General features: G+C 38.8%; 21 protein-coding genes. 3 read left to right on the plus strand and 18 right to left on the minus strand.

The genetic code is table 11. The features are described from left to right. Window positions 1-97: 97 nt before the first annotated feature. Window positions 98-778, minus strand: a complete 681-nt coding sequence (locus AC1TO6_RS01230) for a metal-dependent hydrolase (protein ID WP_482099781.1) — start codon at window positions 776-778, stop codon at window positions 98-100. Between the two features lie 107 nt (window positions 779-885). Here AC1TO6_RS01230 and AC1TO6_RS01235 point away from each other — a divergent pair, with 107 nt between their 5' ends. Further along, a complete protein-coding gene (locus tag AC1TO6_RS01235; RefSeq protein WP_482099782.1) occupies window positions 886-1,983 on the plus strand; it encodes a M24 family metallopeptidase in 1,098 nt (365 codons plus the stop codon). Window positions 1,984-2,059: 76 nt separating this feature from the next. Here AC1TO6_RS01235 and ald read toward each other — a convergent pair whose 3' ends face one another. After that, window positions 2,060-3,178 carry an alanine dehydrogenase gene (ald, locus tag AC1TO6_RS01240; protein WP_482099783.1) on the minus strand — a complete coding sequence of 373 codons (1,119 nt, stop codon included), beginning with the start codon at window positions 3,176-3,178 and terminating at the stop codon, window positions 2,060-2,062. A gap of 305 nt (window positions 3,179-3,483) precedes the next feature. Here ald and AC1TO6_RS01245 point away from each other — a divergent pair, with 305 nt between their 5' ends. Next, window positions 3,484-3,936, plus strand: a complete 453-nt coding sequence (locus AC1TO6_RS01245) for a universal stress protein (protein WP_482099784.1) — start codon at window positions 3,484-3,486, stop codon at window positions 3,934-3,936. 262 nt (window positions 3,937-4,198) lie between these two features. Here the strand turns inward: AC1TO6_RS01245 and AC1TO6_RS01250 are convergent, their stop codons facing one another. The 8 genes from AC1TO6_RS01250 to sppA form a co-directional block, all read right to left on the minus strand. Further along, window positions 4,199-5,932: a glycine betaine ABC transporter substrate-binding protein gene (locus AC1TO6_RS01250; RefSeq protein ID WP_482099785.1), complete on the minus strand. Its 1,734-nt coding sequence runs from the start codon at window positions 5,930-5,932 to the stop codon at window positions 4,199-4,201. Between the two features lies 1 nt (window position 5,933). Continuing rightward, on the minus strand, window positions 5,934-7,139 hold the full coding sequence (locus AC1TO6_RS01255; RefSeq protein WP_482099786.1) for a quaternary amine ABC transporter ATP-binding protein: 1,206 nt from the start codon (window positions 7,137-7,139) through the stop codon (window positions 5,934-5,936). 660 nt (window positions 7,140-7,799) lie between these two features. Beyond that, window positions 7,800-8,720, minus strand: a complete 921-nt coding sequence (locus AC1TO6_RS01260; protein ID WP_482099787.1) for an HNH endonuclease — start codon at window positions 8,718-8,720, stop codon at window positions 7,800-7,802. Between the two features lie 281 nt (window positions 8,721-9,001). Beyond that, window positions 9,002-10,192 carry an acetate kinase gene (locus tag AC1TO6_RS01265; protein WP_482099788.1) on the minus strand — a complete coding sequence of 397 codons (1,191 nt, stop codon included), beginning with the start codon at window positions 10,190-10,192 and terminating at the stop codon, window positions 9,002-9,004. Window positions 10,193-10,255: 63 nt separating this feature from the next. Then, window positions 10,256-11,167, minus strand: coding sequence for a class I SAM-dependent methyltransferase (locus tag AC1TO6_RS01270; RefSeq protein WP_482099789.1), 912 nt, complete (start codon window positions 11,165-11,167; stop codon window positions 10,256-10,258). A gap of 59 nt (window positions 11,168-11,226) precedes the next feature. Further along, window positions 11,227-11,733, minus strand: coding sequence for a thiol peroxidase (gene tpx / locus AC1TO6_RS01275; protein WP_482099790.1), 507 nt, complete (start codon window positions 11,731-11,733; stop codon window positions 11,227-11,229). Between the two features lie 30 nt (window positions 11,734-11,763). Continuing rightward, complete coding sequence (locus tag AC1TO6_RS01280) at window positions 11,764-12,354, minus strand: RDD family protein (RefSeq protein ID WP_482099791.1); 591 nt, start codon at window positions 12,352-12,354, stop codon at window positions 11,764-11,766. Between the two features lie 12 nt (window positions 12,355-12,366). Next, window positions 12,367-13,380, minus strand: a complete 1,014-nt coding sequence (sppA, locus tag AC1TO6_RS01285) for a signal peptide peptidase SppA (RefSeq protein ID WP_482099792.1) — start codon at window positions 13,378-13,380, stop codon at window positions 12,367-12,369. A 104-nt stretch (window positions 13,381-13,484) separates the two neighbouring features. On the opposite strand from sppA, the gene AC1TO6_RS01290 reads away from it, so the two are divergent. After that, window positions 13,485-14,285 (plus strand): NAD kinase, encoded by an 801-nt coding sequence (locus tag AC1TO6_RS01290; RefSeq protein WP_482099793.1) that lies wholly within the window; start codon window positions 13,485-13,487, stop codon window positions 14,283-14,285. A 244-nt stretch (window positions 14,286-14,529) separates the two neighbouring features. Here AC1TO6_RS01290 and rarD read toward each other — a convergent pair whose 3' ends face one another. The 8 genes from rarD to ezrA form a co-directional block, all read right to left on the minus strand. Beyond that, the gene (gene rarD / locus AC1TO6_RS01295; protein WP_482099794.1) at window positions 14,530-15,459 is read right to left on the minus strand and encodes an EamA family transporter RarD; all 930 of its coding nucleotides are present in this window, start codon (window positions 15,457-15,459) and stop codon (window positions 14,530-14,532) included. A 179-nt stretch (window positions 15,460-15,638) separates the two neighbouring features. Next, window positions 15,639-17,210, minus strand: coding sequence for an acyl-CoA synthetase MbcS (mbcS, locus tag AC1TO6_RS01300; protein WP_482099795.1), 1,572 nt, complete (start codon window positions 17,208-17,210; stop codon window positions 15,639-15,641). A gap of 173 nt (window positions 17,211-17,383) precedes the next feature. After that, window positions 17,384-17,596, minus strand: coding sequence for an alpha/beta-type small acid-soluble spore protein (locus AC1TO6_RS01305; RefSeq protein WP_482099796.1), 213 nt, complete (start codon window positions 17,594-17,596; stop codon window positions 17,384-17,386). Window positions 17,597-17,772: 176 nt separating this feature from the next. Beyond that, on the minus strand, window positions 17,773-17,982 hold the full coding sequence (locus AC1TO6_RS01310) for an alpha/beta-type small acid-soluble spore protein (protein ID WP_482099797.1): 210 nt from the start codon (window positions 17,980-17,982) through the stop codon (window positions 17,773-17,775). Between the two features lie 176 nt (window positions 17,983-18,158). Further along, a complete protein-coding gene (locus AC1TO6_RS01315; protein ID WP_482099798.1) occupies window positions 18,159-18,368 on the minus strand; it encodes an alpha/beta-type small acid-soluble spore protein in 210 nt (69 codons plus the stop codon). 80 nt (window positions 18,369-18,448) lie between these two features. After that, window positions 18,449-19,651 carry a tRNA uracil 4-sulfurtransferase ThiI gene (gene thiI / locus AC1TO6_RS01320; RefSeq protein ID WP_482099799.1) on the minus strand — a complete coding sequence of 401 codons (1,203 nt, stop codon included), beginning with the start codon at window positions 19,649-19,651 and terminating at the stop codon, window positions 18,449-18,451. A gap of 3 nt (window positions 19,652-19,654) precedes the next feature. Further along, window positions 19,655-20,785 carry a cysteine desulfurase family protein gene (locus AC1TO6_RS01325; protein ID WP_482099800.1) on the minus strand — a complete coding sequence of 377 codons (1,131 nt, stop codon included), beginning with the start codon at window positions 20,783-20,785 and terminating at the stop codon, window positions 19,655-19,657. A gap of 94 nt (window positions 20,786-20,879) precedes the next feature. Continuing rightward, complete coding sequence (gene ezrA, locus AC1TO6_RS01330; RefSeq protein ID WP_482099801.1) at window positions 20,880-22,571, minus strand: septation ring formation regulator EzrA; 1,692 nt, start codon at window positions 22,569-22,571, stop codon at window positions 20,880-20,882. Between the last annotated feature and the right edge of the window lie 82 nt (window positions 22,572-22,653).

The raw sequence follows: 22,653 nt of genomic DNA on the forward strand, positions 1-22,653 counted from the left end.
TGACCTTAAGGCTATTCTACCACAAAACGTTTAAGAAAAGCGCTTACTGCATGAACAGTGACGACTAAACAGAGGACTGATGAAAAAGTCTAGACATTTATAATTCTAATGTTTCACCTACATCCATTATTTTCACTATATGCCCATTTACTAGAGCTTTGAACGTTTCCGGATCTTGCTCAATCGGTGGAAATGTATTGAAATGGATAGGTACAGCAAGCTTCGGATTTAGTAATTCGACAGCGCTGGCCGCATCTTGAGGGCCCATTGTGAAGTTATCACCAATTGGAACAAAAGCTACATCAATTGGATGACGTTTTCCGATCATCTCCATGTCGCCAAAAATCGAAGTATCTCCCGCATGATAGATTGTTTTCCCTTCCACCATAAACAAAATACCAGCTGGCATTCCCGTATAAATGATTTCATTCGCTTCAGTCGTGTAAGAAGAACTATGAAACGCCTGTGTATATTTCACTGTTCCAAAATCAAACTTGCATGATCCACCTATGTTCATGCCGTGCGTTCTTATGCCCTGCCAAGACAGATAGATTGCAAGCTCATTCGGAGCTACAACAAGTGCATTACTAGCTTTCGCTATGGCAACGGTATCGCCAACATGGTCATTATGACCATGTGTCAGCAGAATTACATTTGGTTTTTCATTTTCTACTATTAGATCTGTAAGCTTATTTCCTGTAATAAATGGATCAATCAGAATCGTAAAATCGCCAGTTTTTATTTTAACAATCGAATGACCATGGTATGAAATCTTCATCGTAAAATCTCCTCCTATATTTCTTGTCATTAGACAAATTTCGTCGTACAACCTGAAAACCCTCTTTTTTGTTATAATAGGCATATTCGTATTGGGAGGTCATTGTAATGAGTAAAGTAAAAGAAATACAACAATTTCTTCAAAAAGAAAATTTGGATGCAGCATTTATCACTACACCAGACAATGTATTTTACTTGTCAGGATTCCGAAGCGATCCCCATGAGCGACTTCTCGGTGTCATGGTGTTTAAAGATGAGAATCCATTTGTAATTTGTCCTTTAATGGAAATACCTGATGTAAAGGCAGCTGGTTGGCCTTTCGATGCAGTTGGCCACGAAGACACCGATGATGCATGGGATATTGTCATGGAGGCTGTCCGTAAACGTGGTAACCTTCCAGTTTCAATAGCAGTAGAGAAGTCTCATTTGACAGTCGAGCGTCTTGAACGCATGAGCGAGCTGTTTACTAATGCTAATTTCGTGCGCTTGGACGAACAGTTAAATAGCATGCGTAATATTAAAAGTGAAGAGGAACTAAACAACTTACGCATTGCTGCTGAACTTGCCGATTACGCTATCGAAGTGGGTTGCAGGGAGATTGCAGAAGGAAAAACTGAACTTGAAATTCTAATGGCAATCGAGTTTGAAATGAAGAAAAAAGGTGCCGAGAAGATGTCATTCGATACAATGGTCTTATCCGGTCCTAAAACTGCCTCTCCACACGGTACGCCTGGTGATCGTAAAATTCAGCAAGGTGATTTCATCCTATTCGACCTAGGCGTAGTCTATAAGGGCTATTGTTCCGATATTACACGTACAGTGGCATTCGGCGAGCCGACGGTTGAAATGCGTGAAATTTATGAAACAGTTAGAAAAGCGGAGCAAGCTGCTGTAGATTTAGTCCGTCCAGGCGTCAAGGCGATGGATATCGATAAAGCTGCTCGTGATGTAATTGATCAGGCTGGATACGGAGAATATTTCACACACCGAATTGGACATGGGCTTGGTATTTCAGTTCATGAGTTTCCATCGATCACAGGTACCAACGAACTTACTCTAAAAGAAGGCATGGTCTTCACAATTGAACCCGGTATTTATAATCCTGCAATTACGGGGGTCAGGATTGAAGATGATGTTGTTGTAACAGCTGACGGCGTTGAAGTATTGACAAAGTTCCCCAAAGAATTGAAAATTATTAATGCTTAACGATTGCACAGTTTTTCGTTAAAACAAAAAGAAGTTGTCCACACACTAACAAGTGTGGACAACTTCTTCTATATCATTATTGGTTTAATAGTGTCTCAGCAGGTACATATTCCACGCCTTGAGCATCTGCAACCGCTTTATATGTTACATGCCCTTCCATCGTGTTAATACCTTTTTGAAGAGGAACGTTATCGAGACATGCTTTCTTATAACCTTTGTTTGCAATTTGAAGTGCATATGGAACTGTTACGTTCGTTAAAGCTGTTGTTGAAGTTTGTGGTACTGCACCTGGCATATTCGCTACTGCATAATGAACGACACCATGTTTTACATAAGTAGGTTCGTCGTGAGTCGTAACGCGATCCGAAGTTGCAAAAATACCACCTTGGTCGATTGCGATGTCTACAAGAACAGAACCTTGTTTCATCGATTTAACCATATCTTCTGAAACTAGTTTCGGTGCTTTCGCTCCTGGAATCAAAACAGCTCCGACAACTAGATCTGCATCTTTCACAGATTCAGCAATGTTGAATGGATTTGAAACCAGTGTTTGAATATCATTTCCGAAGATTTCATCTAATTGACGTAGACGGTCAACTGACAAGTCAAGAACTGTTACTTTCGCACCCATTCCTACTGCGATACGAGCAGCATTCGTTCCAGCTTGTCCGCCACCGATAACTGTTACGTTACCGCGTGAAACACCTGGTACGCCGCTCAGTAAAATACCTTTACCGCCGTTTGTTTGTTGTAAATATTGTGCACCGATTTGTGTAGCCATACGGCCTGCGACTTCACTCATTGGAGCAAGAAGTGGCAACGAGTTATTTGGAAGTTGTACTGTTTCGTAGGCTATCCCAACAACTTTTTTGTCAAGAAGTGCTTGAGTCAACTCTACTTCAGGTGCAAGATGCAAGTATGTGAATAAGATTAGCCCTTCACTGAAATATCCGTATTCGGAAGCAACAGGTTCTTTAACTTTCATAACCATATCTACATTCCATGCTTCTTCAGCAGTTGCTACGATTTTAGCACCAGCCTCACTATAATCTTCGTCCATAAAGCTTGAACCTAAGCCAGCACCTTTTTCAATAATAACTTCATGTCCTGCAGACTTTAAGTTGAATACGCCTGCAGGTGTCATAGCGACACGATTTTCGTTGTTTTTCACTTCTTTTGGGACACCAATAATCATTACTATTCCTCCTCGAGATGATGTTTAGTTAGTTGGTCACCTGACATACATGCATTCATCTGAACCAATCCAATTCAATATTATCAGAAAGTAAGTTATTATGCTCTATTTTGTCTATTTGCGGAATATTAAATAAACAACCACTCTGTAATTGTACGATAGATTTTCATTAAGCCACTTCTCCCAACTGTCACAATTTCGTCAAATCACTAAATGATTATCATTTCCCTCTATGATTAAAAGGTTTTTCAACTATAAAAGTCGAAATAAGGTAGTATACTATTATTAGGATGGAGTGAGGAATAATGACTTTAGTATACAAACAAATTTTAGTTGCTGTAGACGGTTCCAAAGAATCTGAATGGGCTTTCAGAAAAGCTGTGGCAATTGCTGATAGAAACGAAGCAACACTAAACCTAATAAACATTATCGATACACGTTCTTATGCTGCAATCGAAGCTTATGATCGTTCAATTGCTGAACGTGCCCAAAAATTTGCTGAAGATCTTTTAGGCGATTACAAAGTAGAAGCAGAAAAAGCTGGATTGCAACGTGTTAATGTCATAGTAGAATATGGCTCACCAAAAACAATGATTTCTAAAGATCTATCTAAAAAATTAGAGGCTGATTTAATCATTTGTGGTGCCACCGGTTTAAATGCTGTAGAACGATTCCTAATCGGCAGTGTATCAGAAAATATAGTACGTTCCGCAAAATGTGACGTTCTTGTTATCCGTACACCTGAATCTGCGAAATAATGAAAGTAGAATTGTCCAATTGTTCTATGGGCAACTCTTTTTATATTGTGGACAATACCTAAAATAAAGGCTGAATAACCATAGCTCTAATTTGAAATTATCAATATGAGTAATCCAATTTTTCTATTCTATAAGATTGTCCTTAAATGAATCAATTTGTTGTAAGGGTTCATGTACCCTTAAAACCCATATAATAATGACCCAATCAAAATTCATAGCAAAAAGGCAACTCAATGTGAGCTGCCTTTTTGCTTAATCTTTCTCATTTATCCTTCAAATCTTCAACTGAATCAATATCTACATATGCAGGTACAACTAATCCATTTTTTGTTCCTTGAAGGTTTGGTCCAAGGTCAACTAAATCATTCTTATATGTTTCATAATATTCCATATGTGTACCTGGTAACCAAGCACCGACCATAGCATCTGCACTATTGTTAGCAACACCAGCAAACATTGGTCCAACTTCAACCTGAACATATGACACATCGTATCCATTTTGTTCGAGTACTTTACCAATGACATTTGTACTGGCAATCTCTGAATCCCAAGCGACAAACACAAGATCTATACTCTCGCCATTTCCTGCCGCTACACCCTTCGTCCACTCTGCTACTTTGTCCGGATTATTTTCAATCCACTGTTCAGCAGCTTCTGCAGCACTCGATCCATTAGAAACTTCCACCATGACACTTTCCATATCACTTGGTTCCCAGATGAATTGGTCTAGGATCTTATATGCACCTGGGGCATCTTGTTCGAGTCCTTTTCTTACAAGTGTATTTATATCTTCAGCTCCACCAAATGAACCCTTAGGATCCTCCAGGTATTTCAAATCATATGCTGAGAACATCCAATGTGGAGTCCATCCTGTGACAATAATCGGCTCTTCTGCATCATAAGCTTTTTTCAATTCGGCAACCATTGCAGCTGAAGAACCTTCAACTAGATTCCAATTATCAAGACCATAATCAGTTATTGCAGTTTTAGCTTGCCCCATAAGTCCTGCACCAGGCTCAATACCAATTATTTCATATCCTGTCTGAGTACCAATTTCACTAGCATTCTCATTCACAGTATCCCCTTGAGGAATTGCTAAAACAATCGCAGTACCGCCTATAAGTAAAGCGAAAATTAAAAAGACGATTTTTGGCTTAATAACATGTTCATAAGCTGGCTTGCGCAAGTTTTGCGTAATGCGATCAAGAATGATAGCGATTATAACAATTGACAATCCTGCTTCAAAACCTTGACCAACATTAATTTGGCTGACAGCTCTGTATACCTCTGCTCCTAGACCAGGTGCCCCTACTAAAGAAGCAGTTACAACCATCGAAAGAGCAAGCATAATACTTTGGTTTACTCCTGCCAAAATCGTTGGCATTGCTAATGGCAATTGAACTTTAAACAATTTTTGATTAGTTGTCGATCCAAAAGCATTTGATGCTTCGATAAGATCTTCAGGTACTTCTCGAATACCAAGATTCGTCATACGGATAGTTGGCGCAATCGCGAAAATAAACGACGCAACAATCCCTGGCACTACGCCAATTCCAAAGAATAAAATCGATGGGATCAGGTATACAAACGCTGGCATTGTTTGCATAAAATCTAAAGTAGGTGTAACAATTTTTTGTACTGTTTGGTTTTGTGCACACCATATTCCTACTGGAATCCCTACTAGAATTGTGAGAAATCCTGATACTAACACAATCGAAAGTGTTTGAATTGTCGACTCCCAATATCCTAAATTATCAATCAAAAGTAAACTAACTATGGTAAATACACCTAATTGCCATTTACTAGTATAGGTAACTAAAAGTCCTAAAATGATTATTAATACGATAGGCGGCCCTACACTCAATACCTCAACTATAAGATCTAAGCCCCAATCAATTACATTTGTAAATAATTCAAAAAATCCTGCAAATACAATGGTTACCCAATCAACTAGGGTATCAACCCATTCTCCAAGTGGTATTTTGGATATACTCAAATCATTCACTCTCCAAATCATTCAAGGAATCTTTGTTTCCGACAAGAGCTCCAATTAATGCGCCCCGAATAATAATTCCTTTAATTCTGTTCTCTTCATCTATAACTGATATTGGTATACTTGACGTTGCCATCACTTCCATAATATCAGCAAGTAAGGTACCCTCTGTTACAGTTGGGATGTCAGCAGTCATCACTTCAGAAATTGATTTTCCTTGATCTATTGCAAGACGTGCATTCTCAGCACTAAGCGCACCTAATAACTTTTGCTTACGGTCCACAATGAATATACTGGAATAACCCTGTCTTCCCATGATTTCTAGTGCAACCCTTGGACCTCTGTCTATACTAATTTTCTCTGGACGTTTCATCACGTGTGATGCAGTTAGTATTTTAGACAAATCGACATCTTCCACGAACTTCTCTACAAATTCATTTGCTGGCTCTATCATTATTTGTTCAGGTGTTCCGAGTTGAATGATGCTTCCATCCTTCATTAAAGCTATTCGATCTCCTATGCGCAGTGCTTCATCCAAATCATGTGTGATAAAAATAATGGTTTTCTTGAAACTTTCTTGAATTTCAATTAACTCATCCTGCATATCCTTTCGAATTAATGGATCTAGTGCGCTAAATGCTTCATCCATCAAGATGATTTCTGTATCACTAGCAAGTGCACGAGCAAGTCCAACCCTTTGTTGCATCCCACCACTCAATTGTGAGGGAAACTGGTTTTCATATCCCTTCAACCCTACAGCTTCTAACGCATTCATTGCTTTTTCATGGCGCTCCTTATCGGAGATTTTTTGAATCTCAAGCCCAAATCCTGCATTCTCTAGAATTGTTTTATGTGGAAAAAGCGCAAAGTTTTGAAATACCATGCTTATCTTTTTCTGTCTCACATCTCTTAGACGAGCAGCATCCATTTTTACAATATCTTCATTATTGATCAAAATCTCACCTAATGTCGGCGTAATTAAACGGTTGAACATGCGGATTAATGTAGACTTTCCACTTCCGGATAATCCCATTATCACGAAGATTTCACCTGGGTAAACGCTAAAGTTTACATTTTTAACGCCGACAGTGTGCCCCGTTTCTTTTAAAATGTCTTTCTTTGAACTGCCTTTTTTTAATAACTCTACTGCAGCTTTTGGAGATTTACCAAAAATCTTCGTTACGTTTTTCACTTCTACAATTGGTTCCATTTATACACCTCAATCAATATTCTCTTCAGGTAAAGATCCATACATCCTTTTTTCATGAAGGCAGATTATTGCACATTTTTTTCGATAATAAAGAAAGGTTATGCAAACACTGAAAGATAGAGACGTTCATTGTTTACATTGTCTTTGTTACACATAAAATGAAATAATACTTCAAAAGCAGACTTTGCAAATATACTATTGAAGTGTTTCTCTTATTACAGTTGTTCATACCAACTTTAGATTTTAAATTAAGAGGAATTTAAAACAAAAGGACAGAACTGCAGTCATTTCAATTTCTCAGGAAGAAATAGGAGATTTACTTTTTAACTATATAGTTGTTTTGCAGTCAATTCAATTTTCCTATCCACTCTCATATTCAATATGTGATTAAATAGACCTATGTAAATGAACTTTAAATAACATTCGATAAGCCCCTGATGCCGATGACTTCAGTAGAATTTTTACCAATAAAATTTCAGTAAAAATCATCGATTTGAACATATTTTTAATTAATACATTTGACCTATTGAATAAAAGTAGTTTTGAAGGAAATAAATTAAAACTAAACCACGCATTATATGAGTCAATTCGTTAAGGACCAAACTTATGTTAATAGGATAAATGAGAAAAGTTAAAAAAAGGTGACCGAAAAACTTCTTTTTATTGTTGAAATATATTCTTTAGATGCCACTTAAAATAAGGCTTATTTTCCTCAAATCGAGCAATCTTCTTTTTCGGATGGATATTATATACTAAATAATCGTTCTCAGGAACAGACGTAGAAATATGTAATTTGCCTTGTCCATCAAACGCAATATACCCTTTATCGTATAAGGCGTCGTGATTACAACATAATAGTACTCCATTATAAGGATAGACTCTTTCAAGATCAGTACTGTCTTTCCACGGCTTGGAGTAGCTCGCTTGAAGTAAAGCAGATAATTCAATATCACACAAAGCACATTTATGATTCCACAACAGCAATAACTCTCTCCTAAACTTTTGTTGACCCAAACGAATCTTTGATTTCACTTCTGCTTCCGTTTCAGCAATCATTGGAATAAATGTATTGCGCTCTGTACGCCGAACTGTACCAATCGCTAACTCCAGCTGCTCCTCATCCACTTGGTAAATATTCAAATCACTAATAAGTTCTAATAATTTAATGACCAACTCTTCATTACATGGATATAAATATCCTGAATTTCCATTTCCATCTTGTTGAAACGGAGAATATTTTATTGGTAAAAGTGGTGAGATTTTATCAAAGTTTGAGTGTACGTTTAGTGGTTTTTCTAGTTCATGATATTCTAAATTCACCAAATAACCGTCATCACTCGAGCGTTCATATCTTTGCACTTTTGATGGTTTAGTCGCTGCTCTGCATTCAGTTTTAGCAACACTAATCGCAACAATATTCCCTTTTACATAGTGGAAGAAACGATCACCTTCATTCACTTCCTTCATCCGCAACCATGAATGGGGGATCTGCCCTCCACTATCTTGTTGCGGAGACCAAATAACACCTAATTCTTTTTCTTCTCGATATGTTTCTCCTTGCATGACAAAAAAGCTCTTCATATATAGAACACCCCCTAAATAGTAAAACCCCTTAAACCTTTTATACCCCTGCAAGCCTCATTGTATCTCTCGCCATTCTGATTTCTTCGTTTGTTGGGATTAATCGTTCTTTTAAAGTTTTCACGAATAACAATACTGTTTTCGCTGATTCCAGCTGTAAATTAATGATAAAAGAGTTGCCCAATTTTTGTATGGGCAACTCTTTTTCACATGTATTGTGGATAATACCCGAACTAGGACTGAATGTTTAAAACAAAGCACACTGAACTATTCTCCCAAACTTATAATTGTGCAACCCGCATCGTATCTCTGGCAATCATAACCTCTTCGTTCGTCGGGATGACAAGCACTTTTACAGGGGAGTATGGATAACTAATATGTACTTCCTTTCCCTTGATATTATTTAAATCGGGATCTAGGTAGACTCCCATAAACTCAAGGCCTTCTAAAACTTTTTCGCGAATAACTATACTATTTTCACCGATTCCAGCTGTAAATATAATTGCGTCCACACCGCCCATCCTCGCGGCATAAGAACCAATATATTTATGAATTCGATCCGCAAAGACATCTAACGCAAGCTGTGCACGTGTATTTCCTTTTAAAGCCTCGATTTCAATGTCGCGCAAATCACTCGAAAAACCCGAAATCGCAAGCATTCCTGATTGTTTATTCAACACTTCGAGTACTTCTTCAACAGTCTTTCCCGTTTGATCCATAATATAAGGGATTAAAGCGGGATCTATATTTCCTGAACGTGTTCCCATCGTTACACCAGCAAGAGGTGTAAAACCCATAGAAGTATCGAGCGATTTACCACGTTCTACTGCGGCTATGCTCGCGCCATTTCCCAAATGACAAGAAATTAGCCGCGTATCTTCAAGTGGTCTGTTTAACAACAACGCTGCACGCTCTGTTACATACTTATGACTAGTACCATGGAAACCGTATTTTCGGATACCGTATTTTTCGTAATACTCATATGGCAACGGATATAAAAATGAACTTTCCGGCATTGTCTGATGGAATGCTGTGTCAAAAACTGCAACTGCCGGAACGTTTGGCAAAGCTTTGTTAAACTCGTTAATACCTACGATATTAGCCGGGTTATGCAATGGCGCTAGATTAGATAGTTTTTGAAGTGCTGCGACAACATCTTCATTAATAAGCACAGAATCGCTAAACACTTCACCACCATGTACGACACGATGGCCGACTCCGTCAATCTCATCAAAAGAGGTTACGATTCCTTGGCTAATCAGCATTTCAAGCAATATATTTACTGCTTCTGTATGGTTCTTGATACCTTGTATTAATTCAATTTTACCATCTTCGGATTTCATGGTGAACAATGATTCAGTTTGACCAATTCTATCTATTAGTCCTATCGTCGTTACGTATTCTTCGGGCATTTTGAGAAGCTGAAACTTCAAGGATGAACTCCCAGCGTTTATCGCTAAAATATTCCGCATAAAGTGTACCCCTTTTCAACTGATTTCTTTTGTATCAGACACAATTGTCAGGTTAATAATACTTTATTCATTAGCCCAAATATCAATTTTCTGAAGAAATAACGCCATTGCATGCCTATCAGTCATATTAGGAACTTTAGCAAGAAGAACATCATGCACCACTTTCTTTTCTGGTAAGGGTTTCTGCAGTATTAAAATACTTTTTGCATGAGCCGCATTTTTGAATAACGAATCAGGTAGTTGAATAATTGCTCGGATAATTGTTTTGTTTTTTAAGTACGGATGCAATACAGAAGATTGGTCGGATTCGAACAGATTCGCTGGGACGATGAATAAGCCATGACCTCCCGGTTTTGTGTGCTTCATCGATTGCTCAATAAATAAATGATGTGCATATGCATGTCCCTCAGCGGACATCAATTCATAATTTAGCGCATTTTCATCATCCGGATAGAAACCTACTGGTAAATCACTTACCGTAATATCGACTGGATCTACAAATAACGGTCGCAGTGCGTCTTGAACATAAAACGTAACAGGATGTTCAAGGAGTTCCGCTGTAACTGCAGACAACCTGACAAGTAAATCATCAATTTCAATTGCCGTTGCAGTGACATCATTTTCAATTGTATTCATGACAGTATAAAGCAAATTACCTGTGCCTGCCGCCGGATCTAAAAGTGTCAGACTTTGTTCATCTGCTGCTAATTTACCAGCGATATGTCCAATGAGCATCCCAATTGAATCGGGGGTCATCTGGTGATTAGGCTGAACATTTTGCTTCATACCTTTCAAAACAGCTAGCTGAATACCTTTACGGATATCCTCTTTAGTGATCTTTTCTGTTACTTCGGGTTTTATATCGCCTACTAACCACTTTTGGCAGACTTCAACAATCGCTTCTAAGTAAAGCTCTTCCTTAGATTCCGCATATGCATCTATAAATGAAAATATAATTTCCGTATTTGTTTTCATATCTTTATCCCTCAATTGACAAAGCCCACCCGTCTCCGAGTGGGCTTTCATAATTTTTATTACTTTGTTAGTTTCTTTACTGCTAAAATTGCTTTTTCGTAATCAGGATGGTCTGTACCTTCCCCGACATATTCAACATAAGTTACCTTATTATCTTTATCAATAACAAATACTGAGCGTGCAAGCAAACGCAGCTCTTTCATGACAACTCCGTATGCTTCTCCGAATGAAAGATCACGATGATCGGATAGCGTCTGAACATTGTCAATTCCTTCTGCAGCACACCATCTAGCCTGTGCAAACGGAAGATCGGCAGAGATTGTCAAGACTTGAACGTTATCTCCAAGTGACGAAGCTTCTTCATTAAACTTACGCGTCTGTGCTGAACAGACTCCTGTATCGATAGAAGGAATCACACTGATTAGTCTGACCTTCCCATTTGAGTCAGCAAGTGTAACCGGGCTCAAATCGTTAGCAAGCACTGTAAAATCGTTTGCTGTATCCCCTACTGAAACTTCTTTACCGAGCAATGTCATAGGATTGTTTTGAAATGTAACGTTAACCATTAATACGCCCCCTTTTCTATGTCTATCTTACTAAATCAGAGTGCCTTCTTGCAACTGTTGTCCCTCATTCCGTTTGCGATAATTTATCCGCAACTCTTTTTCATACGAAGACTCATGTTGAACAATTGTGTCCGCAAACAAATCATGCAACGCTTCTTTTTTCGGCATGAATATGACTAGTAAATAAGGAACCAAAAGCATTTTGGAAATGAAACGTCCAATGCCCTCTCTGAAGATTATCGCTCCCCAAGTCAGTTGCCCTCCATCTTTTGATGCAACTCGTATACCCATAATCATTTTTCCTACTGTCTGTTGCAAATACTTCGTCATTAGCATGAAGTAGAGCAACAACAACACTAACACCGTGATTTTATAGGGGCTGAATAAGAAGAATGAAGGGTTTGTTATTTCCCAACCAGCAATTCGAAAAATCGGTTTAATGATAATTCCGCTGATGGCAGAGAGAACAATCAAGTCTATTGTGTACGCCCATAGCCGCGTCCAAAACCCCGCATATTTCGCATGAAAGTGTTCTGTTTCAACAGTTTCATAATCGCTAGGCTGTCCTGTGACAATTGTTTTATCCGTCAGATCCGGTTGTCGTTCAATATATTCCGACATATTTGTCCCTCCTTATCTTTCACCGTATAAATACATCATTCTTGGTGCATTATAATCGTTCAACAACTTACCAATCAATTCTGATTCAATATTACTTCCGAATAGATTTCCAGCTTTCACTCCAAATAAGGATGCCCAGCTGTCTTGAGTTGTATATTCGAAAACGGTTGCATTCTGAAGATTATTATCTTCCTTCATGGCCGCTATTACATCGGTTACTTTACCGTATTCATCCGCAAGCCCAACTTCAATTGCCTGACGTCCATTCATGATACGGCCGTCAGCAACTTTTTTCACTGCCGCTTCGCTCATACCCCTTCCGTCTACAATAATATCGACAAAGCGTTCATAAGAATCATTAATCATTTCCTGTAGCATCGCACGCTCTTCGTCTTTCATTTCACGTGATCCGCTCATGATGTCTTTGTAAGGTCCTGTTTTGATGGTATTAAAATCAATACCATATTTTTCAGCGAGTTTCGCATAATTTACACTTTCCATAATGACGCCAATTGAACCTGTAATTGTTTCTGGATTAACGAAAATCTTATCAGCCGGTGCTGACACATAATAACCACCTGAAGCCGCCATTCCACCCATCGAAATGTACAGAGGTGTTTTATTCTCTTGTTGAATTAAGCGAAGAGCATCGTAAATCTCTGCTGATTCAACTACACCTCCGCCAGGTGTGTTCACTTTCAATACCACTCCTTTAACGCTAGTGTCCACTAATACCTCATTCAACTGACTCATGAAGAATTGATGATTATAGCCCGAAGGTTGAAATAAAGATGTCGAAGTCCCTAAGTCTTGGATAATCCCATCGAGTGTGAGGACAGCAATTCTTTCTCCCCCACTGCCTTCTTCTATAATCGATTCTTCATATCCCTCGGATGAAGTAGCCATCATTTCTTCAAAGAAACCATCGAAGTCTCTCGTAAATATGTACGATAATGAATTAATACCTACCGAAACAAAAACTAGTGCCGCAGCGACAATAACTGCAATCCATCGTTTCATTGTCATTTAAATTCCTCCTTTTTTATATCACTATTTTATACGTTACTAGACACTAAAATGTTTCATTACATGCTAAAATGAGTATAACTCATTCGGAAGGAGCTTGTGCAATGACAGATCGGATGAATATTTTTATTTACAGCAAACATGATGAAGTCTCACTTGATAAAAAGTTAAAAGTGGAAGATGCATTAATCCATGAAGGTTTTACTATGACCGAGAGTGATATAGATGCGAATATTATTATTAGCATCGGTAGTGATGGTTCATTTTTACAGGCGGTCCGCAAAACTGGTTTCCGCCAAGACTGCTTATACGCAGGCATATCTTTAACAGCCAAACCTGGTCTCTATTGTGATTTCAATTTCAATAACCTATTTCAAATGACACAAACAATTCGTGCTGCAGAACTTAAAGTAAGAAAGTATCCGCTAATTGAAGTGAAAATTGACAATCACCAACCATTCTACTGTTTGAACGAACTGAGTATACGCTCTAATATCATTCGGACATTTGTCATGGATGTCATTATTGATGATAAGCTATTTGAAGTTTTCCTAGGCGACGGTCTTATCATTTCTACGCCGACCGGCAGTACCGCTTACAATAAATCCGTCAATGGTGCAGTAGTAGATCCACTACTCAGCTGTTTTCAAGTAACTGAACTTGCATCCGTAAATAACAATAATTATAGAACGCTTGGATCATCGTTCATCATGAGTGGTCAACGAAAACTAAAGCTTAATGTTCACCAGGATGGCAACGTCTTCCCTATAATCGCCGCTGACAATGAAGCACTTGGCATACGCCAGGTCAAAAACGTGGAAATCTGCTTAAGCGACAGAACCGTGAAAACAGTTAAGATGAAAAATAACTCCTTCTGGGAAAAAGTACAACGGATGTATCTCTAGAAAAGCGTAGGGCGCCGTTTAGCCCCGAAAGGCGCAAGGCAGTTTGCAAGGAGGGTATCTCAAGCCACCTAAGAGGGTTGAAGTGTTCAATCCCTCCCTAACTAACTGACCTGTGACCCGAGGGACTGGCGACCATAGCTAGACAACAAGTAAAGCGAAGGTTTAGCACCGAAAGGCACAAGACAATAAATCGTCGCCACTTTAGCCTCCTGATTATCCACTTCTATAGTAATCCCAAATTTCATTAATCTACATTTGCAGAAGCTTCTTGCAGCCGCGCTTTTTTCACTTTCACCACTTCTAAAATTTTCGACACAGTAAACAAGAGCAACGCTGACCAAATGAAGGCGAATGATAACAAATCAACTCCTCCAAAAGTTTCTTTATAAACGATAACCCCAAGGAATAACATCATCGTTGGTGCGATGTATTGAAGAAACCCTGCCATGTAAAGAGGAATTCTCTGCACTCCTTTTGCAAACATAAGAAGCGGCAATGCTGTTGCTGCACCTGTCAAAATCAGCAGAATATCTGTTTTGATAGTTGAATGCAAAAATACAGCGTTCCCATCTTTAAACAACATAATGTAGTAAATAACTGCGAACGGAGCAATGAAAAGTGTTTCAATTGTTAAGCCGCGTAATGCATCGAGTTTGACTTGTTTTTTGATAAGCCCGTAGACTGCAAATGTAATGCCAAGAGCGAATGCCAGCCATGGGAACGAACCATATGAAACTGTTAAAATTGTAACGCCAGTCGCAGCTAGCAAAAAAGCTACTTGCTGGGACTTCGAAAGTTTTTCCTTTAAGAAAAAGATTCCGAGTAAAACTGAAATTAGCGGATTTATGTAATAACCTAGACTTGCTTGAATAATATAGTCATTATTCACAGCCCATATGTAGATGAACCAATTGGATGAAACAAGTGCCGAACCTGCGAACAATGCCCAAAAATTTCGTTGTGATTTCCAAAGTGCCTTAATGTCTTCTTTTAGATAACGGCCATTTTTCATTAGTAATACTACTAATAGAGTAATTACAAATGCCCATACAATTCGACTCATCAGTATTTCGGTACTTCCGACATGTTCGAGACTTTTCCAATAAATTGGCATAAAACCCCAAATTAAATAGGAGCCTATCGCCCAAAGAACACCGTTTTTTTCCATTTGCATTACTTAGCCTCCTTTATATTTTGATTTCCGAAATAATCTTCTCAGTATAGTCTATTGGAAAAATTTCGTAAAGAAGATATTAAATATCGGTTTGATATTAATGCAAAATTCATAATAAAAACCCCTTTTCCAGTCACGGTTATCCCGTACCGGAAAAGCGGCCTGCTAACAATAATGACTTACTCTTGTTCTAGTTTTCTTAATTCTATACGCATAATTTTCCCTGAAGCTGTTTTAGGCAGTTTATCCAAAAACTCGATTTTCCGTGGATATTTATAAGGTGCCGTTAATGTCTTCACATGCTCTTGTAATTCTCTGATAAGACCTTCTTCATTTTCCCTTTCAGGGTTTTTGAGAACAATGAATGCCTTTACGATATTTCCGCGCACTTCATCAGGACTTGCGACGACAGCACATTCACGTACTGCTGAATGCTTCGTCAATGCATCCTCCACTTCAAACGGCCCAATTGTATAACCAGAGCTGATAATAATATCATCTCCCCGGCCTTCGAACCAGAAGTAACCATCTTCATCCATTTTCGCCCTGTCACCTGTCACGTAATACTCGCCTCGGAACTGCATCTTTGTTCGTTCAGGATCATTTAAATATTCCTTAAATAACGCGGGAGTCGATACATGTACTGCGATATCTCCAACTTCTCCAATGGCAGAAGGATTGCCTTCATCATCAATAATATCAACTTTATTTCCAGGCGTCGGTTTTCCCATCGAACCTGGACGCGCTTCCATACCAATCATTGTTCCTACAAGAAGCGTATTTTCTGTTTGTCCATACCCATCTCTTACTGATAGAGAAAATACTTTATCGAATATTTCAATGACTTCTCGGTTCAACGGTTCTCCTGCGGAAACTGCACTTCTTATTGAGGATAAATCGTAAGCCTCAAGTTTTTCTGCCTTCGCCATAAATCGATATTCGGTAGGCGTACAACATAAAACATTCACTCGATAGTCTCTAATCAAATTCAAATAGGTTTCTACTTCAAATTTGCCATCATAAATGAGTCCAGTCGCTCCACTACCTAATACAGAGAGGAATGGTGTCCATATCCACTTCTGCCAACCCGGCGCGGCAGTCGCCCAAACTATATCTCCTTCTTCAATGCCTAGCCAACTTGCACTTGTTGTCCGCAGATGGGCGTATCCCCAACCGTGTGTATGTACTACTCCTTTTGGTTTTCCTGTTGTGCCCGAAGTATATGATAGAAAGGCCATGTCTGTACTCTTTGTTTCCGGTCTAGCGAATTCCGTTGATGCAGTCTTCATCAGTTCAGTTAGAGAAAGCTGATCATTCTTTGCCTCCCCGACAACAAATAGCTGAACATCATCCATATTCCTCACTTCACTGAATTGATCGGTAAATGCATCAAATGCTACAATTACTTTTGCATTGCTATGCGCTATACGATATTCGATATCTGACGACCTCAACATTTCAGAACTTGGAATTACAGCTAGACCCGCCTTGAGTGCTCCGATATATGTAACATACGCTTCAATATTCCGAGGTACCATAACTAATACAACATCGCCTTTTAATAGACCTTTCGATTGAAATACATTGGCGACTCTGTTTGCCGATTCCATTAATTCATCATATGTTAGTTGTTGCTTTTGCCCTTCCGAATTTACGTATATAAGTGCTTTTTTCCCAGTACCTGTTGCATACTTTTCGAACTCACTTACCAGATTATATTCTTCAGGTGCAATCAATTGTTCACGTTTCATAACGATTCCCCCTTATATGTCTAAATTCAGTATACAAATAAACGACCGACAATTCAAAACAAATTTACTAATTCTAAAATGGAATGGTTAAAATGATTGATAAATGAAGATACTATAAAAAAATAGGAAAAGCCATCCCGGAAAAATTACCGGAATGGCTTTTCTATTGATTGTTATTGGTTGTTTCCTTTCATTTGTTCCTGGGCTTGTCGCACTAAGCGCTTTGTAATTTCTCCGCCTACGGATCCGTTGGCACGCGCTGAAGCATCTGGTCCCATTTGCACACCAAACTCTGATGCAATTTCATTTTTCATTTGGTCAAGTGCTTGTCTTACACCTGGAACTAGAAGCTGGTTAGAGTTACCGCTGTTATTGTTGTTCGCCATGATTACCACCTCCTTCTAAGTATAGAATGTGCAAGAAACAGAAATTAATGCACGATTTAGAGTCGGTAAATATTGTTAACTGCGTTAGATGTGATTAGATGCCTTTACTATTGATAATACTGTATAAGCGAAAAGCTGCTTCGGACAATGTCCTAGACAGCTTTTCATTTAAAGTATTATTGTTGGGATCCATTCATTTGTGATTGAGCCTGACGCACTAATCGCTTTGTAATTTCTCCGCCGACGGATCCGTTGGCACGCGATGAAGCATCTGGTCCCATTTGTACACCGAATTCTGATGAAATTTCATTTTTCATCTGATCAAGTGCTTGTCGTACACCTGGAACTAGAAGCTGATTTGAGTTGCCGCTGTTGTTGTTTGGCATGTTTGACACCTCCTTCTAAGTATAGAATGTGCAAGAAACAGAAATCGATGCACTATTTAGAAGCGGTAAATACTGTAAACTGCTTAAGATATGATTAAATAGCTTGACCTTTGGTAATACTTTATAAGCGAAAAGCTGCTTCGGACAATGTCCAAAACAGCTTTTCATTTAAAGTATTATTGTTGGGATCCATTCATTTGTGATTGAGCCTGACGCACTAATCGCTTTGTAATTTCTCCGCCGACGGATCCGTTGGCACGCGATGAAGCATCTGGTCCCATTTGTACACCAAATTCTGATGCAATTTCATTTTTCATCTGATCAAGAGCTTGTCGTACACCTGGAACTAGAAGCTGATTTGAGTTACCGCTGTTGTTGTTTGGCATGTTTGACACCTCCTTGTACATATAGAATGTACAGAAAAGATAAATTCATGCAGGACGTATATATGGTAATTTCTTCATCCTCAAAGCAAATCTTCGAATTCGTCTTTCTCTACAAGCGGTAATTCAATCGTGACTCGTTTTTCATTTGCATCAAGTATCATTGGATGAAAATCGGCAAAGCTTTCATAATAAGCGACTTTTTCGAGTTTCGGTTTAGTTTTCGGATTTGAAGACGAGAAAATTGTGCAACAATCCTCATAGGGTCTTATTGATATTTCATATGTCCCAATACTTTGTGCAATATCAATAATTTCAAGTTTATCTGTCGCAATGAGCGGACGCAAAATAGGGGTCGAAGTAACAGCATTGATGGCTGTTAAGCTTTCTAGTGTCTGACTTGCGACTTGACCAAGGCTTTCTCCTGTGATTATGGCAAAAGCATTCACTTCCTCACGTACTATATCAGCGATTTGAAGCATTACTCTCCGCGTTGTCGTCATCGAAACGTTATCTGGTACTTGTTTGATAATTGCTTGCTGTATTTCAGTAAAAGGAATGATGTGAAGTCGAACAGCAGCACCAAAAGAGCTTAACTTTTCTGCAAGATCCATCACTTTCTTTTTAGCCAGCTCGCTTGTGAATGGAGGGCTGGCAAAATGAATCGCATCAATCGACACGCCACGTTTCATCATCAGATATCCAGCAACCGGACTATCGATACCGCCCGATAACATTAAAAGAGAATGGCCATTCGACCCAATCGGCATTCCTCCTGCACCTTCATATATTTTGGCTGTCAGGAAAGCCCCTTCAATTCTAATATCAATATGAAGGACAATATCAGGTTTTTTCATTTTTACGCCTAGTTCAGGATAGCTTCGCAACACATGCGACCCGATCTCAAGTTGCAATTCACTGGTCACCAGTGGAAATCTCTTGTCCGTTCGTCTCACTTCAACTTTAAAAGTTTTTCCTGCAGTTTCAGCTGCTCCAATAACCTCTATCGCTTTTTCTTTAATCGCTTCTACTGTCGCATCGCATTTAGCAACTGGACTGAATGATTGGATACCAAAAACATGTGGCAAACGAGTTATCGCTTCTTCCATATCTCGTTTGTCTTCTGCATATAGAAACATACGGTCACGTTCAGGTTTTATGACGACTGTTTTTAAATCACTTAGTGCATCTTTAATATTATTACGCAACTTCTTTACGAACACATTCTTATTCCGACCTTTTAAAGACATTTCTCCGTAACGAATTAATAGTTCATTCCATTCCATTACTTATTTTCCCCCTCCAAGTAAATCCATGAACTTTGCAAATACTCGCTTTAGTTCTATGACTTCTTGTTCTACATTATTTTTCCCAAAACTGATGCGAATTACTCCATTTTTGTATTTCCCATTGACACCTATTGCTTCTATTACATGTCCCGCACTATTGTCTTTTGAGGAACATGCACTCGAAGTAGAAACAGTAATGCCATTTTCTTGAAAGAAATTAACAGCTACTTCACCTTTTATTTTATAAAAAGCGATAGATAATATATGTGGTGCTCCCTTTTCTGGTGCGAGTATAAGAACTTTCTCAAATTGACCTATAAAATCAATTAGTTGCTTTCTCCACTGTCTGAAGTCTTGACGTTCGGTTTCAACCGAACTAATCCGTATCGCTTTTGCTAACGCCACCGCGTCTGGAACGGAAACTGTACCGCTACGAAGACCATTTTCCTGTCCGCCCCCATAATTTATCGCCTGCGGTAATTTACCTTTCCTTAAAGCAAGTAAGCCCGAACCTTTTAAACCATTTATTTTATGAGCTGAAATTGTTATTGCATCAAGACCGTCATTTTCAATTGAAACCGGCAATTTCCCAAAACTTTGGACCATATCTGAATGAAATACAGCATTAGAATGTTCCTTAATGATTCGTGCACATTCGGCTATCGGTTGCACAGTCCCAATTTCATTGTTGACATGCATGATACTGACAAGAATTGTATCTTTCCTCAGCTTACTTTTCAACTCATCAACAGATATCATCCCTTGTTCATCAACTGACAAATAATCCACTTCAAATTTCTGTGACTCTAAATATTCCATTGAATGCAGAACTGATGGATGCTCAATTTTTGTCGTAATCAGGTGATTCCCTTTGGATTGCAAAGAACGGGCGAAACCGATTATAGCTAAATTATTCGCCTCCGTTCCACCCGACGTAAATAGGAGCTCTCCATCACTTACACCCAGTATTGACAAAATTTGTTCTCTTGAACGTTTAAGAAGTGCTTCGGCTTCCTTTCCAGCAAGATGCAACGAAGCAGGATTTGCATAAAAACGTTTATTTACTTCCATGAACGATGTCAGTACGCCTTCATCTGGGGCTGTCGTTGCGCTATTATCAAAATAGATCATTGGTGTCTTCCTCTCAAGTGAAACAATTATGTGCGTGACAAAGCCACCTGCATTAAATGCCGGTGGCTATTTTTCTGTAATTCATAATCTTACCTTAGACATGTTCTTTTACAAGTTCCTCAATTCGTTTCATTGCACCAGGTTCTATTTCTTCAACGGCTGTTGCCGCTTCTTCCAATGCTTTTGCGTAACGAAACTGTCTGAAAGATTCTTCAGCATTCAGCAGTCGGCTATGCACTTCCGGATTTGAGGCACGGTATCTGTTTCCATATTGAATAATCCATTCAATAAGCAACACGTTTTCTAACATCTCTTCTACCTTTTCGCTAACATCACGTACAGCTTTATCAGCGTTCTCCAAATACGAATCGACAAGCGTCATATTTAGCGGTACTTCCTGTAAACTTTGTGTCACGATATAGATTTGTTCATCTGCCTCTTCGAGACGGGCTTCCATATCGTCCGGTATTCCCGGTATATTTCCTTTATGGAGCATCCGATCCGCATTTTGTAATTTACGTGATAATTCGTTGAGTTTAGTTCGTACATTGTTCTCATCAATTCGTAAGTTTTTCATACGATTTGCAAGATTTGCTTGTTCATCGGCTATTTGTTCAAGTACATCGGAAATTTGTTGTAATTCTTCCTGTAAAATTGAATAGGCAGAAGCACCCCCCTCAACACGTGAAGTAAGTACTTCAAATTGTTTCTCAAGACTGGTCAACTCGTTAAGCGATTTTTGTGGAATTTGGGCTTCCTTTTCATCCAATCGGTAACTTTTCTGAACAAATGCCGCCTCATCCGACGTTTCTCTTGTTAATGTGGTTATTTCATACAGCCTTTCAGCAATCTGATTGTAATATTCATCTACGTAATGCTTTGCATTTACTTCATTTTCAAGCGCATCATAGAATGAATCAATTTGGTCATTCATTTCAGCTGCGCGCTGTTGTACAGATTCAATTTGAAGCCCTGCCATTTTCGACAACAATTCTTCTATTTCGAGTTCAATTGCACTGAAATTTTTCTTTAAGTCAAGATGTTGTAGATAATAGGATTGCTCTTCCATCTCTCTCGTCCCATTTCGAAGTTCTCGAATCGATGCTGGAATTTTACTTTGCAGTTCCGAAAGTAATGATGGAATTTCATGAATCAGTGAAAATACACGATTTCCTTTTACGGCCAATGAAATGACAATCTCACGAGCTAATAAGTAATTACCATTAGCAGTCAACTCATCATATTCTTCAAACTTCGAATTAAATGATTCCAGCTCCTTTTCAAGCGGATTCGCCGTCATTCCGAATGAGTGTTGGTGAGCAAGAACTGATTTGCGAGCTGCACGATGCTGTTCTTTTAGTTTTTCCATCTCAATACGATTTTTCTCTTCACTGCCGACAAGCTCGTTCAATTCAAATAAGATATCATTCATTTTTTTATCACAGAAATGAATGTTCTCCCGGATTTCTTTTTCCAGCAATGTGGCTTTCTTAAAACGGAAACGATCAACCATATCTTCGACATCAAATAAGAGCGTGTCGATTTTCGGCATATGTATATCCATCAATTCCGTCCATTCAGTCCGCCACCGTTCAAATTTTTCTTCGGTTTCGCCTGTCATGTTCAATTGTTTCACTTTCGTCATCTCTTCTAAAATCGGTTTGTGCTGAATCTGTAATTTTTCCTGTTCCAATCGACCGATTTCTTGGATATGTTTACGCCTGAATAAGAAGGCGATTGTCGTCAATATGATTAGCGCGATAATAGCTATGATGAAGGTTTTCATCGTGGTCCCCCTGTCCGAGTCGCTGTACCATGATATTATCCTATATAGTACCACGTTTAAAGACAATTGGTTGCGAATATGT

The sequence above is a fragment of the Sporosarcina sp. Y352 genome (assembly GCF_056786535.1).

Bases quoted from the DNA above. Each gene is read 5' to 3' on its own strand.
- AC1TO6_RS01325 (WP_482099800.1), bottom strand. From the start codon at position 20,785: ATGATCTATTTTGATAATAGCGCAACGACAGCCCCAGATGAAGGCGTA.
- AC1TO6_RS01245 (WP_482099784.1), top strand. From the start codon at position 3,484: ATGACTTTAGTATACAAACAAATTTTAGTTGCTGTAGACGGTTCCAAA.
- thiI (WP_482099799.1), bottom strand. From the start codon at position 19,651: ATGGAATGGAATGAACTATTAATTCGTTACGGAGAAATGTCTTTAAAA.
- ald (WP_482099783.1), bottom strand. From the start codon at position 3,178: ATGATTATTGGTGTCCCAAAAGAAGTGAAAAACAACGAAAATCGTGTC.
- AC1TO6_RS01315 (WP_482099798.1), bottom strand. From the start codon at position 18,368: ATGCCAAACAACAACAGCGGTAACTCAAATCAGCTTCTAGTTCCAGGT.
- AC1TO6_RS01270 (WP_482099789.1), bottom strand. From the start codon at position 11,167: ATGAAAACAAATACGGAAATTATATTTTCATTTATAGATGCATATGCG.
- AC1TO6_RS01260 (WP_482099787.1), bottom strand. From the start codon at position 8,720: ATGAAGAGCTTTTTTGTCATGCAAGGAGAAACATATCGAGAAGAAAAA.
- AC1TO6_RS01310 (WP_482099797.1), bottom strand. From the start codon at position 17,982: ATGCCAAACAACAACAGCGGCAACTCAAATCAGCTTCTAGTTCCAGGT.
- AC1TO6_RS01280 (WP_482099791.1), bottom strand. From the start codon at position 12,354: ATGTCGGAATATATTGAACGACAACCGGATCTGACGGATAAAACAATT.
- mbcS (WP_482099795.1), bottom strand. From the start codon at position 17,210: ATGAAACGTGAACAATTGATTGCACCTGAAGAATATAATCTGGTAAGT.
- AC1TO6_RS01305 (WP_482099796.1), bottom strand. From the start codon at position 17,596: ATGGCGAACAACAATAACAGCGGTAACTCTAACCAGCTTCTAGTTCCA.
- AC1TO6_RS01230 (WP_482099781.1), bottom strand. From the start codon at position 778: ATGAAGATTTCATACCATGGTCATTCGATTGTTAAAATAAAAACTGGC.
- AC1TO6_RS01255 (WP_482099786.1), bottom strand. From the start codon at position 7,139: ATGGAACCAATTGTAGAAGTGAAAAACGTAACGAAGATTTTTGGTAAA.
- rarD (WP_482099794.1), bottom strand. From the start codon at position 15,459: ATGCAAATGGAAAAAAACGGTGTTCTTTGGGCGATAGGCTCCTATTTA.
- ezrA (WP_482099801.1), bottom strand. From the start codon at position 22,571: ATGAAAACCTTCATCATAGCTATTATCGCGCTAATCATATTGACGACA.
- tpx (WP_482099790.1), bottom strand. From the start codon at position 11,733: ATGGTTAACGTTACATTTCAAAACAATCCTATGACATTGCTCGGTAAA.
- AC1TO6_RS01265 (WP_482099788.1), bottom strand. From the start codon at position 10,192: ATGCGGAATATTTTAGCGATAAACGCTGGGAGTTCATCCTTGAAGTTT.
- AC1TO6_RS01235 (WP_482099782.1), top strand. From the start codon at position 886: ATGAGTAAAGTAAAAGAAATACAACAATTTCTTCAAAAAGAAAATTTG.
- sppA (WP_482099792.1), bottom strand. From the start codon at position 13,380: ATGACAATGAAACGATGGATTGCAGTTATTGTCGCTGCGGCACTAGTT.
- AC1TO6_RS01290 (WP_482099793.1), top strand. From the start codon at position 13,485: ATGACAGATCGGATGAATATTTTTATTTACAGCAAACATGATGAAGTC.